13 protein-coding genes are annotated in these 12,945 nt (G+C 67.1%); 11 read left to right on the top strand and 2 right to left on the bottom strand.

Going from position 1 to position 12,945, the window contains the following annotated elements:
* Positions 1-193 precede the first annotated feature (193 nt).
* The 6 genes from KVT32_RS11830 (at position 194) to KVT32_RS11805 (ending at position 5,710) form a co-directional block, all read left to right on the top strand.
* Positions 194-949 (top strand): cell division ATP-binding protein FtsE, encoded by a 756-nt coding sequence (locus tag KVT32_RS11830; protein WP_056320486.1) that lies wholly within the window; start codon positions 194-196, stop codon positions 947-949.
* Positions 946-1,854: an ABC transporter permease gene (locus tag KVT32_RS11825; protein ID WP_063954607.1), complete on the top strand. Its 909-nt coding sequence runs from the start codon at positions 946-948 to the stop codon at positions 1,852-1,854. The genes KVT32_RS11830 and KVT32_RS11825 overlap by 4 nt, the downstream gene beginning before the upstream one ends.
* A gap of 363 nt (positions 1,855-2,217) precedes the next feature.
* Positions 2,218-3,099: a chemoreceptor glutamine deamidase CheD gene (cheD, locus tag KVT32_RS11820; protein ID WP_175156463.1), complete on the top strand. Its 882-nt coding sequence runs from the start codon at positions 2,218-2,220 to the stop codon at positions 3,097-3,099.
* A 64-nt stretch (positions 3,100-3,163) separates the two neighbouring features.
* Positions 3,164-3,694, top strand: a complete 531-nt coding sequence (gene thpR, locus KVT32_RS11815) for an RNA 2',3'-cyclic phosphodiesterase (RefSeq protein WP_175156464.1) — start codon at positions 3,164-3,166, stop codon at positions 3,692-3,694.
* 36 nt (positions 3,695-3,730) lie between these two features.
* Complete coding sequence (locus KVT32_RS11810) at positions 3,731-4,291, top strand: 5'-3'-deoxyribonucleotidase (RefSeq protein ID WP_056320478.1); 561 nt, start codon at positions 3,731-3,733, stop codon at positions 4,289-4,291.
* Positions 4,292-4,372: 81 nt separating this feature from the next.
* Positions 4,373-5,710: an NAD(P)H-dependent oxidoreductase gene (locus tag KVT32_RS11805; RefSeq protein ID WP_175234831.1), complete on the top strand. Its 1,338-nt coding sequence runs from the start codon at positions 4,373-4,375 to the stop codon at positions 5,708-5,710.
* 14 nt (positions 5,711-5,724) lie between these two features.
* On the opposite strand, the gene KVT32_RS11800 is transcribed toward KVT32_RS11805, so the two are convergent.
* On the bottom strand, positions 5,725-6,471 hold the full coding sequence (locus KVT32_RS11800) for a FadR/GntR family transcriptional regulator (protein WP_056320473.1): 747 nt from the start codon (positions 6,469-6,471) through the stop codon (positions 5,725-5,727).
* 152 nt (positions 6,472-6,623) lie between these two features.
* On the bottom strand, positions 6,624-7,361 hold the full coding sequence (locus tag KVT32_RS11795) for an SDR family NAD(P)-dependent oxidoreductase (protein WP_217618244.1): 738 nt from the start codon (positions 7,359-7,361) through the stop codon (positions 6,624-6,626).
* A gap of 493 nt (positions 7,362-7,854) precedes the next feature.
* Here KVT32_RS11795 and KVT32_RS11790 point away from each other — a divergent pair, with 493 nt between their 5' ends.
* The 5 genes from KVT32_RS11790 (at position 7,855) to KVT32_RS11770 (ending at position 12,920) form a co-directional block, all read left to right on the top strand.
* Positions 7,855-9,090, top strand: coding sequence for a branched-chain amino acid ABC transporter substrate-binding protein (locus KVT32_RS11790; protein ID WP_217618243.1), 1,236 nt, complete (start codon positions 7,855-7,857; stop codon positions 9,088-9,090).
* A 146-nt stretch (positions 9,091-9,236) separates the two neighbouring features.
* On the top strand, positions 9,237-10,178 hold the full coding sequence (locus KVT32_RS11785; protein WP_217618242.1) for a branched-chain amino acid ABC transporter permease: 942 nt from the start codon (positions 9,237-9,239) through the stop codon (positions 10,176-10,178).
* A complete protein-coding gene (locus tag KVT32_RS11780; protein WP_217618241.1) occupies positions 10,175-11,455 on the top strand; it encodes a branched-chain amino acid ABC transporter permease in 1,281 nt (426 codons plus the stop codon). The genes KVT32_RS11785 and KVT32_RS11780 overlap by 4 nt, the downstream gene beginning before the upstream one ends.
* Positions 11,452-12,204: an ABC transporter ATP-binding protein gene (locus KVT32_RS11775; RefSeq protein WP_142052660.1), complete on the top strand. Its 753-nt coding sequence runs from the start codon at positions 11,452-11,454 to the stop codon at positions 12,202-12,204. Before KVT32_RS11780 ends, KVT32_RS11775 begins: the two co-directional genes overlap by 4 nt.
* The gene (locus tag KVT32_RS11770; RefSeq protein ID WP_152382795.1) at positions 12,201-12,920 is read left to right on the top strand and encodes an ABC transporter ATP-binding protein; all 720 of its coding nucleotides are present in this window, start codon (positions 12,201-12,203) and stop codon (positions 12,918-12,920) included. The genes KVT32_RS11775 and KVT32_RS11770 overlap by 4 nt, the downstream gene beginning before the upstream one ends.
* Positions 12,921-12,945: the final 25 nt, after the last annotated feature.

Raw genomic sequence — 12,945 nt, 5'->3', positions numbered from 1 at the left:
GGAATTCCCTTGAAATATAGGGACACTGGATGAAATGAAACGCTGTTTTTGACTAAAAACAGGGACGCGCTTTCAGACTTACGAACCTGTGTTTCAGCCGGCCGAATGATGCGCGTAGGCTCTGACCGCGCCAAGAGATGTAGGCCACCTTACTGTCCCCGAGTTACTATGGCGGCTTCATCTGACAGCCGCCATGATCGAATTCCAGCACGTATTCAAATCGTATGGTCGCGGCCGCAATATTCTGGCCGACATCAACTTCCGCGTGAGCGCGGGAGAATTCGTTTTCGTATCGGGGCCATCCGGCGCCGGCAAGTCCACGCTGCTCAAGCTGATCGGCGGTCTTGAGCCCGCCAGCCGGGGGTCCATCCAGGTGAACGGGCAGCGGCTGGACAAGCTGCCGGCCCGCGCCCGGCCCTACCTGCGCCGCGCGGTCGGCGTCATCCTGCAGGACACGCACCTGCTGTTCGATCGAAGCGCGTTCGAAAACGTGATGCTGCCGCTGGCGGTCCAGGGCCACCCCTGGGATTCCGCCGCGTCGCGCGCGCGCGCCGCCCTGGACAAGGTCGGCCTGTCGGGCAAGGAAGACCTCAACCCCATCGAGCTTTCGGGCGGCGAACAGCAGCGCCTGGCCATCGCCCGGGCCATCGTCAACCGGCCCGCCATCCTGATTGCGGACGAACCCACCGCCAACCTCGACCACGACAACGCGCAACGCATCATGAACGTGTTCCGCGACTTCAACCGCGTCGGCGTCACCACGCTGATCGCCTCGCACGACCAGGAACTCATGGCGCGCTACGCCACCCGCACCCTGCGGATCGAGCCGGGCAAGTTTGCCGACTCCCACGGCCCCGCCACCCCCACGGACGGCATGGCCGCACAGGCTGCGCCGGCACGCGCCGCCCGCACCGAGCCAGGCCTTGGTCATCCGGGAGAGTCCGCATGAACGCCTGGCTGCGGCAACATCGCTACGCGCTGCTGGTCACGCTGCGCCGGCTGATCAAACAACCCTTCTCCTCGCTCGCCAACCTGCTGGTCATGGCGCTGGCGCTGGCGCTGCCGCTCTTGGGCAGCGCCATCCTGGTGTCGGTGCAACCCGTGGCGCGGGAAATGTCCGTCACGCCGGAGGTCACCGTCTTCATGCGTGTGGACGCCCCGGCGGGCGCCGCCGCGGACGTGGCCAAGCGCATCAAGGACGACTACCCGCAGGACGTGCGCGCCGTGCGCGTGGTGGGCCGCGAAAGCGCGCTGGCCGACCTGCGCGCCAACCCCGCCTGGCAGGAGGCGCTGGCCGTGCTGCCCGGCAATCCGCTGCCCGATGCGGTCGTCGTCACGCTGGCCGATGGCGACAACCTGGCCGGACGCGCCGATACGCTGGCCTCGGCCTGGAAGCAATGGAACCACGTGGACCTCGTCCAGCTGGACAGCGCCTGGGTCCAGCGGCTGGAAGCCATCCTGCGCTTTGCGCGGATCGGGCTGGGATTTTTGGCCGCGTGCGTGGCGGTCGTGGTGCTGGCCACGGTCTTTAACACCGTGCGCATGCAGGCGCTGTCGCAACGCGAGGAAATCGGCGTGGCGCGGCTGGTCGGCGCCACCGAATCGTTTGTGCGCCGGCCGTTCCTTTACTTGGGTGCGCTGTCCGGCGCCCTGGCCTCCTTGCTGGCCATCGGGGTCGCGGCGGTCGCGCTGTCGCCCCTGAACGAGGCCCTGCTGGGACTGGCGCGTAGCTACGGGGCGGAGTTCGCCCTGCACCTGCCGGGCGCCCCCGTCCTGATCGGCGCGGTCGTCGCCTCCGCCGCGCTCGGCGCGCTGTCTGCCCGCTGGTCGGTCACGCGCAGTACCCGGTTCTGACCCCGCCGCGAGGGGGGCCCGCCCCCTCAGGTACTGCCGTCCGCGCCCGGCCCGCCGTCTGTGTCTTATCTGCCGGCGGGTCTAAAGGTCCGTTTGAAGCCCCTTCCTCCCCGTGATCCGGGGAAAGACCCCCAAATGCCCTGTGTACGATGACTGCCTGCCATCCGTGCGGGCCGTTTTGCGTGCGGGGGACAGGTACGAGTTCCAATAAACGACGCTTTGGTCGTATTTACACAGTTTTCTTCCAAGCGCTGCCGGGATATGCAAGAATAAAGCGACATTTTTGTACATTTTTTGTCACAATTACCGCTTCCGCTCGCATTTCAGTGTCTCAATCGCCGTTTTTGCCCAGATATCCGTCCCATGGCCGCTCTTGAAGCCCGCGCAACACGTCATTACTACGACAGCGCGTTCCAATCTCAGGCAGTGAAAGTGCTCCCCAACGAGTACTACGTCACCAACGAGAACATGATGATCTCGACCGTGCTGGGGTCCTGTGTGGCGGCGTGCATCCACGATCCGGTGACGGGCGTGGGCGGCATGAACCACTTCATGCTGCCCGAGGGCGACATGCAGTCCCCCGCATCGGCCACCATGCGCTATGGCGCCTTTGCGATGGAAGTGCTGATCAACGAGCTGCTCAAGGCCGGCGCCTCGCGCGACCGCCTGGAAGCCAAGGTGTTCGGCGGCGGCGCGGTGCTGGCGGCCATGCAGCAGATGAACATCGGCGAGCGCAACGGCCAATTCGTCCTGAACTACCTGAAGACCGAAGGCATCCCCGTCAAGGCGCAGGATCTGGGCGACGTGCATGCGCGCCGCATCAATTACTTCCCGCGCGACGGCCGGGTGATGGTGCGCAAGATGGCGCCGCACCACCAGCGCGCCGAAGAGATCATCGCCAAGCGCGAACAGGAAGCCGCGCAAAGCGCGGCGGCCAAGACCGCCACGCCGCAACGGGTCGAGCGCTTTACGCGGCCGGGCGTCGAACGTTTCGACCGTCCAGGCGTGGAACGGCTGGATCGTCCCGGCGTCGACCGGCTGAACCGCCCCGGCGTCGAGCGTTTCGACCGTCCTGCCGCCCGCCCCGGCGTGGAACGCTTTGACCGCCCTGCCCGGCCTGGCGTCGAGCGCTTTGACCGGCCCGCGCCGGCCGACGCCGCCCCCGCGCAAGCGGCCCGACCCAGCGCGGCGCGTCCCGGCGTGGAGCGCTTCGATACCGGACTGACCCGGCGTCCCAAGCCGTAACCCGGCCGGCCCGCCGCGCAGGGCGGCAGAGTGCAATAGCGGGTGGGCGTCCTACAATCTGCGCATGTCCACCCTTCGCCTCTTCTATGCGCTATGGCCGTCCCCTTCGCTGGCGGCGTCACTTGCCGGTTGGGCGGAGCAGGCCAGGCTGACATGCGGCGGACGCGCCATGCGCACCGAGACGCTGCATCTGACGCTGGCATTCCTGGGGCCGGTCGACAGCGCCCTGGCCGATGAACTGGCCGCCGCCACGCCCGGCCGCGGGCTCGCGCCGGGCGACGTGCCGCTGGAACGCTATGGGGTGTTCAGCCGCCAGCGCATCCTGTGGGCGGGCCCGTCCGAAACGCCATTCGGCCTGCAGCAAGCCCACGACGATCTCTGGCAGTGGCTGTCCGGCTACGGGCTCACCCCGCCCACCCAGCCTTTCCGCCCGCACGTCACGCTGCTGCGCAACATCACGCAGGCCGAGCCGCCCGACGACGCGCCCGCGCCGCTGGACTGGCATTACGACCGCATGGTGCTGGTCGCGTCCGAGTCGCTGACCGGCGGCAGCCGCTACCGCATCGTGGCGCAATCCCGGCCGCTCGGCGGCTAGGGCACAATCGTACGGTTGCCAATTCCTGGGACCCCCATGATCATCCTGCTGGATCAAGACGGCGTGCTGGCCGATTTTGAACACGCCTTCATTGACGCCTGGCGCGCGCGCCACCCTGACGTCGCGCCCGTGGCGTTCGAGAACCGCAAGTCCTTCTACATCCGCGAGGATTACGCCCCCGAACTACGCGGGATGGCCGAGGCCATCTACACAGCGCCGGGTTTCATCCGCAACCTGCCGCCGGTCCCGGGCGCGCTCGCGGCCTTCAAGGAGTTGCTGGCGCTGGGCATGGACGTGCGGATCTGCTCGTCGCCGCTGTCCCAGTTTGAAAACTGCGTCGCCGAGAAATACCTGTGGGTGGAAAAGAACCTGGGCCGCGAGGCCACCAACCGGCTGATCCTGACCAAGGACAAGACGCTGGTGCAGGGCCATCTGCTGATCGACGACAAGCCGCATATCGAAGGCGCCGCGCGGCCGCGCTGGAAGCACATTCTGTTCGATGCGCCCTATAACCGCGAGGTGACGGACCGCCCGCGCATCAACTGGCAGAACTGGCGTAACGTGCTGGCCGGCGAGCTCTATACGGCAGACGCCTGACTCCGGCTGAATCCTGTTCAGGCGTCATCGTTTGGGACTATCCTGTGGAGTCGTACGCCCCACCCGGGAGGAGCCCGCGCCATGAATCTGTACCGCCTGCTCAAGCAGCGAGAAGCCGACCACAAGCCTCTGCGAGTCGCATTGTTGGGCGCCGGAAAATTCGGCGCCATGTTCATGAGCCAGGCCCCGCGCACGCCGGGCATCCGCCTGGTGGCGGTGGCGGACCTGGTGCCGGATCGGGCCCGCGCCGCGCTGACCCGTGTCGGCTGGCCGGCAGGCGCGCTCAACGCCAGCAGCATCAATGACGCCTACAAGAACGGCAAGGTCTATTTCTGCGACGACGCGCGCACCGTCATCGCCAGCCCCGACGTCGACATCGTCATCGACGCGACCGGCCATGCCTCGGCCGGCATCACCCACGTGCTCACCTGCTGCGAATACGGCAAGCACATCATCATGGTCAACGTGGAGGCCGACGCCCTGGCCGGCCCGCTGCTGGCGCGCCGCGCGCGCGAAGCGGGCATCGTCTATTCGCTGGCCTACGGCGACCAGCCTGCCCTGATCTGCGAAATGGTCGACTGGGCCCGCGCCAGCGGCTTCGAGGTCATGGCCGCGGGCAAGGGCACCAAGTATCTGCCCGAATTCCACACCTCCACCCCCGACACCGTCTGGCCGTACTACGGCTTCACCGCCGAAATGGTGGCGGCGGGCGACTTCAACGCGCAGATGTTCAACAGCTTTCTGGACGGCACCAAGAGCGCCATCGAGATGGCGGCCGTCTCCAATGCCACGGGTCTTTTGCCGTCGCCCTCGGGCCTGCACTTTCCGCCGTGCGGCGTGGATGATCTGGCGCGTGTGCTGCGTCCCCGCGAGGACGGCGGCATGCTGCATCATCGCGGCCAGGTCGAGGTGATCTCGTCGCTGGAACGCGACGGCCGGCCGGTGTTCCGGGATCTGCGCTGGGGCGTGTATGTCACGCTTGCGGCCGACAGCGACTACGTGCGGCGCTGCTTTCAGGAATATGGCCTGGTCACCGATCCCAGCGGCAACTTCACCGCCATGTACAAGCCCTACCACCTAATCGGCCTGGAACTGGGCATCAGCGTGGCCAGCGTGGGCCTGCGGCGCGAGCCCACCGGCGCACCCGCAGGCTGGCACGGCGACGTCGTGGCCACCGCCAAGCGCGACCTGCAGGCCGGCCAGATCCTGGACGGCGAAGGCGGCTACACGGTGTACGGGCGCCTGATGCCTGCCCCCGATTCGGTCGAGGAAGGCTATCTGCCGCTGGGCTTGTCGAACAAGGTCAAGCTGAAGAACCCCGTGCGCCAGTCGCAGGCGATCCGCTGGCGCGACGTGGAGTACGACGAACGCTCGACCGCGGTGCAGTTCCGCCGCGAGATGGAGCAGACTTTCGCGTAGGCGCGGCCCCGCGGTCACACGGGCGCGGGGCGCTCCGCCTGAAACAACCGCAGCCGGTCCGCCGCGTTGCGCAGGTGCTCTTCGGCGGCGCGGCCCGCGGCGTCGGAATCACCGGCTTCAATGGCGGCAAAGATCGCCTGATGCTCGCTCTGCACGGCGGCCATGCGCTCGGCATACCTGCGGGCCGTGTTGTGGCGCGCGCTGCGGATGACGCGGCGCACGTTGGCTTCCAGGTAGTCGTTCAGCGCCACCAGGTGCGGGTTGTGCGTGGCCTGCACGATGGCCTGGTGGAATTGATAGTCTTCCTCGTCGCCCAGCTTGTCGTTGATGAGCGCGTACTCCATGCCCACCAGCGCCTGCCGCATCTTCTTCAGGTCGGGCTCGGTGCGCCGCTGCGCCGCATAGCGCGCGGCCGTGACTTCGATCGACAGCATCAGTTCCAGGATGTGCTCCAGGTCCTGGTTGTCGCCCGGCGTGGGCGCGGCGATGCGAAACGCGTTCTTCTGGAAATTCGGGTCAACGAAGACGCCGCTGCCCTGCTGCGACGTGACCAGCCCTTCGGACTTGAGGCGAGCCAGGGCCTCGCGCACGACCGCGCGGCTGACTGAGTGCATCTCCGTCAGTTGCTTTTCGGTCGGCAGGCGATCGCCGGGGGCCAGCACGCCTTGGCGTATCTGGTCGGCCAGGGCGTCCGCCACCGCCGCCGATAGCGAGCTGCGGGGCGCGGCGCGCGCCGGATCGGGTTCTTGACTTGGCTGCATGTGGATCGTTCGAACGTGAGGGCGGCGCGCGGGCGCGTCGGCCATGGTTATAGGAATGTCTCGCGTGGTGGTCCCGACAGGCTGGTTCGCGGCAGCGCCCTGGAAATTATAGGTTTGCCGGTTTTTTTTCCGGCGCGCCGCGTTCTGGCACTTTACGCGATATAGATCCCGCCATTGACCTGCATGACCTCGCCCGTCACGAAGGCCGCCAGCGGCGAACACAGGAACGCGATGGTCCCGGCGATTTCCTCGGCCGTGCCAAAGCGGCGCAGCGGCGTGCTTTCCAGCAGCTGCGCGCCCTTCTGCCCGATCAGGTCGTGCGTCATGGAGGTGGCGATGATGCCGGGCGCCACCGCGTTCACGCGGATCTGCGGGGCCAGCTCCAGCGCCAGGCTGCGGGTGAAGCTTTGCACCGCGCCCTTGGACGCGGCGTAGGCGGCGTGCGCGTAGCTGCCGCGCTGCGCAGCCAGCGACGTCAGGAGGACGATCGAACCGTCGTGGCGCAGATGGCGTTGGGCGGCGCGGCACACGTAGAACGTGCCGTCCAGGTTCACGCGCATCAGCGTGCGCCAGGACTCGTCGCTGGTGTCCTTGACGAGCTGCTCGGGGTAGATGCCCGCGCAGTGGACCAGATGGTCAAGCCCGCCAAAGTGCCGGGCCGCGGCCTCGAACACCCGTTCGCAGTCGTGCGACACCGACACGTCCAGCGCGTGCATGTAGACGCGCTGCCCGCTGGGATCGAGCTCGGCCGCCACTTCCTGCAACCGCGCGTTGTCGATGTCGGTCAGCACCAGCCGCGCGCCATGCGCGGCCATGAGGCGCGCCGTGGCCAAGCCGATGCCATTGCCCGCGCCGGTGATCGCGGCAACCTGCCCCTCGAACGAAATCATCCTGTCTCCTGAAGCTGTTTTTGGCGGCCCGCGTCGCGTTCGCGGCAGCGGCTCGAATTCAGATTGAACGCCTGAATCGGTTGCTTGACACGAGAAAAACGCTTGCCCTATGATTTATCGGACAACTTAATAAAGTTGCCTGACAACTTGTTCGCCAAAGCGTAAATCAACTGCCGCTTTCAGGCAAGTCAGTCAGAAAAACACGGCGTCACGCCGCATAAACAGGCAGGGGACAACCAGGTGAACTTCACCGGCAGCATGACCGCATCCGCGCCCTCGGCACGTCCGACGGCGCATCCTCAGACGCCCCGGCGGCTTCATGCCCTGCCCGGCCGGCGCCTCGCCCTGGCGCCCCGCGCGTCCACGGCCGGCGTCATTGCCCCGTCTTCGCTCCGCATCGCCTGCCCGCCCTCGCGGCGCGCGGGCGATGCGGCGTTCGCACCTGCCTGACCCACGCAAATCAACACACTCCCGTTCCACGGAGGAGACACGCATGAAATTGGCTTTCACCACCGGTCTGCTGTGCCTGGCCGGACTCGCCGCCACCGCCCACGCCGCACCCGTCAAGATCGGCCTGATCGAAACGCTGTCGGGCCCGCAGGCCTCGACCGGCCTGATGTTCCGCGCCGCCGTCAAATACGAGCTGGACCGCATCAACGCCGCCGGCGGCTGGAATGGCCAGCCGCTGGAGCTGGTGGAGTTCGACAACCAGGGCGGCCCCGTGGGCGCCTCGGACCGTTTCCGAGCCGCGGCCGCCGAGGGCGTGCAGGTGCTGGTGCAGGGATCGTCGTCCGCCATTTCCGGCCAGCTCACGGAAGACGTGCGCAAGCACAACCTGCGCAACCCGGGCAAGGAGATCGTGTTCCTGAACGTGGGCGGCGAAGCGCTGGAGCTGACCGGCCAAAAGTGCCACTTCTACCACTTCCGCTTCACCACCAACGCCGACCTGCGCGTGAAGGCGCTGGCATCCGTCATGTCCGCCGACGGCACGCTGGGCAAGCGCGTGTACGCCATCAACCAGAACTACTCGTGGGGCCAGGACATGGAAGGCGCGACCGAGCGCTTTGCCAAGGAGTACGGCTACGAGGTCGTGGGCAAGACGCTGCACGAGGTCAACAAGATCCAGGACTTCGCGCCCTATGTCGCGCGCATCCGCTCGGCCACGCCCGACACCGTGGTCACCGGCAACTGGTCCAACGACCTGCTGCTGCTCATGAAGGCCACGCAGGCCGCCGGTCTGAAGGTGCGCTTTGCCACGGTGTTCCTGGACCAGGTCGGCAACCTGGCCAACGCCGGCGAGGTCGCGCTGGGCCATTACATCGCGCACCCGTACAACATCGAGGCCGCCGGCGAGGAAGGCGCGGCGTTCGCCGAGGACTACAAGTCCAAGACCGGCCACTACCCCAGCTACACCGAGCCGCAGACCGTGATCGGCGTGCGCTTCCTGGGCGAGGCCTTGAAGCAGGTCAAGCCGCAGGACGGCAAGCTGCCGGTGCCCGAACTGGCGCTGGCGCTGGAGAAGGTCACCTACAAATCGGCGCTGGGCGAATACACCATGCGCGCCGAAGACCATCAGGTGCAGTTGCCGATGGTGGTGTCCAAGGTGGGCAAGAACGCCAAGTACAAGGCCGATGGCACCGACATGGGCTTTGAACCCGTGAAGGTGCTGGCCGCGGGGGACGTGTCCGCGCCGGTGCAGGGCACCTGCAAGATGCAACGTCCGAAGTGATGCCCGCGCGGCGGGCTGTGCGCTGAAATGCGCGCGGGCCGCCGCCGGCACATGACAAGCGCACTCCCGGCGCGGGCCGGGCAAAAACAACGTGCGCAATCGCTCGCGGGACGCCTGGCGTCCCGCGCAAGAATCCTGGAGCGGACATGGAATACTTTACCGTCTCGCTGTTGAACGGCGTGATCTACGGCCTGCTGCTATTCATGGTGTCGGCAGGCCTGACACTGATTTTCGGGATGATGGGTGTGCTGAACTTCGCGCACGCATCGTTCTACATGATCGGCGCGTATGCCGCCTACACCCTCACGCCCGTCACGGGCTTCTGGACGGCGCTGGTGCTGGCCACGATCATCGCGGGCGTGCTGGGCATGGGCGTCGAACGCTTCTTCCTGCGCCGCGTGCACAAGTTCGGCCACGCGCAGGAACTGCTGGTGACCTTCGGGCTGGCGTTCATCGTCGCCGAGCTGATCAAGCTGTTCTACGGCGACTTTCCCGTCGACTACCGCGTGCCGCCGTTCCTGAACTTCGCGGCATTCCGCGTGTTCGACGCGGACTATCCGTTCTACCGCCTGCTGATGGGCGGCGTGTCGCTGGCGATGTTCGCCGTGATCTACCTGCTCTTGTCGCGTACCCGCGTCGGCATCGTGGTGCGCTCGGCCATCTACCGGCCGCGCATGGCCGAGGCGCTGGGCCATAACGTGCCGCTGGTCTTCATGAGCGTGTTCGGCGTGGGCGCGGGGATGGCGGGCCTGGCCGGCGCGGTCGCGGGCGCCTTCTACACCACCAACCCGAACATGGCGCTGGAACTGGGCGTGCTGGTGTTCGTGGTTGTCGTGGTGGGCGGCCTGGGCTCGCTGGAAGGCGCGATGATCGCGTCGCTTCTGATCGGCCTGATCAGCTCGTTCTCGGTCGGCATCGACGCCAGCCTGGCGACGCTGTTTGGTCTGTTCGGCGCGCGTGAGTGGGCCGAAAGCGTGGGCGGGCTGATGACGGTGAAGATCTCCAGCCTGGCCGCAACGCTGCCGTTTCTCTTGATGCTGGTGGTGCTGCTGGTCAAGCCGTCGGGACTGAAGGGAGAGCAGGCATGAGCCATACCGCGACTTCCACCCGCCGCGCCACGGGCGCGCTGCTGTTGATCCTGTGCGTGGCCGCGCTGTGCGCGCTGCCGTGGCTGCTGCCTGCCGGCCAGCTCGTGGCGGCCGTGCAGATGCTGATCGCCGCGCTGTTCGCCTGCGCCTTCAACCTGCTGGCCGGCCAGGGCGGCATGCTGTCCTTTGGTCATGCCGCCTACTTTGGCGTCGGCACCTTCGCCACCATCCACGCGATGAATGCACTGGGCGGCGCGGGCCTATTGCCCACGCCGCTGATGCCACTGGTGGGCGGCGTGGCCGGGCTGCTGTTCGGCCTGGTCGCCGGCTGGTTCGCCACCATGCGATCGGGCGTGTATTTTTCGATGATCACGCTGGCGCTGGCCGAGCTGCTGCACGCGCTGGCGCCGCACCTGAAAAGCGTCTTCGGCGGCGAGGCCGGCGTGTCCGCGATGCGCATGCCGGCATGGGGCTTTACCTTCGGCTCGGACATCGAGGTGTACTACCTGGTGCTGGCGTGGGTGCTGGTGTCGCTGGCCGCGCTGTATGGCCTGACGCGCACGCCGCTGGGCCGGCTGACGCTGGGCCTGCGCGAAAACGCCAACCGTCTGCGCTACCTGGGCTACCGCCCGCATGCGCTCAAGACCATGGTGTTTGCGCTGTCGGCCATGTTTGCCGGCATCGCGGGCGGCTTGCAGGCGCTGAACATCGAAGCCGGCAACTACGTGCTGTTCGAGGTCAAGCTGTCCACCGACGCCGTGCTGTTTGCCTACATCGGCGGCGTCAATGCGTTCCTGGGACCGGTGCTGGGCGCGTCCATCCTGACCTTCCTGTCGCAGACGCTGGCCGACATCACGCGGTCGTGGCTGTTGTACCAGGGCATTCTCTTCGCGCTGGTGATGCTGTTCGTGCCGGACGGCCTGGTGGGCCTGGTGCAGCGCGCGGCCAAGTCGCTGCGCGAGCGCGGGCTGGCCAACTGGCTGCCGCGCGCCGCGGTGTCTGTGGCCGGAGGGCTGCTGCTCACCGGCGCCACCGTCTTCACGGTGGAACTGCTGCAACGCATGTTCGCGCGCGATTACCGCGCCCTCCTCGCCATGAACCCCGAGGCCGGCTGGCCCGCCATCCCGCTGTTCGGCCAGGACTGGGCGCCGCTTGCGGTATCGACCTGGCTGGTGCCGCTGGCATTGTTTGCCGCGGGCCTTGCCGCCTGCCGCTGGGCGCTGGCCCTGTGGCGCGACACGGGCGACGCCGCCCCCCTGCTGGAGCCCGCCCAATGAGCCACGAGATCCTGACCCTGACCGACGTGCGCAAATCCTTTGGTGAAGCGCAGATCATCCGCGGCGTGAACCTGGCGGTCGAAGCCGGCGAACGCCACGCCGTCATCGGCCCGAACGGCGCGGGCAAGTCCACGCTGTTTCACCTGATGTCGGGCTCGTTCGCGCCCACGTCGGGCGACATCAGCCTGCGCTCGCGCCCCATCGGCGGCCTGGCGCCCGAAGCCATCAACCGGCTCGGCCTGGCGCGCTCGTTCCAGATCACCAACGTGTTCCCGCGCCTGCCGGTGCGCGAAAACCTGCGACTGGCGGTGCTGCGCATGCACGGCCTGGTCTACAACTTCTGGCGGCCCATCGCACGCAACCGCGCCGTCAACGAGGACGTGGACCGCCTGCTGGAGAAAGTGCGGCTGACGGCGCGCCAGGACACGGCAGCCGGCGACCTGAACTATTCCGAGCAGCGCTCGCTGGAAATCGGCATGACGCTGGCGTCGCGGCCCAAGGTGATCCTGCTGGACGAGCCCATGGCGGGCATGTCGCAGCACGAGGTCGACTACACGGTCGAACTCATCAAGGACGTGACGCGCGACTGCACCCTGCTGATCGTCGAGCACGACATGCAGGTGGTGTTCTCGCTGGCCGACCGCATCAGCGTGCTGGTCTACGGTGAGATCCTGGCCACCGGCACGCCCGCCGAGATCCGCGGCGATGCCCGCGTGCGCGAGGCCTACCTGGGAGAGGAAACGGTATGACGACGCAATCCCCCCTCTTGTCGCTGCAGGGCGTGCATGCCCATTACGGCAAGAGCCACATCCTGCACGGCATCGACCTGTCGATCGGGCGCGGCGAAGTCGTCAGCCTGCTGGGCCGCAACGGCGCGGGCCGCTCGACCACCATGAAAAGCATCATGGGCCTGGTGGACGTGACCGGCGGCCAGATCGCCATGGAAGGCCGCGACATCACCAACAAGCGTCCCTTCGAGATCGCCCGCGCGGGCCTGGCCTTCGTGCCCGAGGAGCGCGAGGTGTTCGCCAACCTGACGGTGGACGAGAACCTGCGCATGGGCGAGCAGCCCCGGCGTGACGATGCGCCGTACTGGACCTTGGCACAGATGTTCGACTACTTCCCGCGTCTGAAGGAACGCAGCAATACCCGCGCCGGCAACCTGTCGGGCGGCGAACAGCAGATGCTGACCATGTGCCGCTCGCTGCTGGGCAATCCCAAGGTCATCCTGATCGACGAGCCCACCGAAGGGCTGGCGCCCAAGATCGTCGAGGTGATCGCCGACGTCATCCGGGATATCCACAAGCAGGGCGTGTCGGTCGTGCTGGTCGAACAGAAACTGACGATCGCGCTGAAGGTGTCCACCCGCGTCAGCGTCATGGGCCACGGCCGCATCGTGTTCGAAGGACCGCCCGCGCAGCTGCATGAGCGCCAGGACGTCGTCCAGGAATGGCTGGCGGTCTGAGCCGCCTTACGTACTCACCTTACAC

Origin of the sequence: Achromobacter sp. GbtcB20, assembly GCF_019091095.1 — a bacterium.
In the GTDB taxonomy this organism is placed as follows: Bacteria; Pseudomonadota; Gammaproteobacteria; order Burkholderiales; family Burkholderiaceae_B; genus Achromobacter; species Achromobacter mucicolens.
The sequence above is the reverse complement of the archived record's forward strand: the minus strand, read 5'-3'. Positions and strand labels throughout refer to the sequence as shown.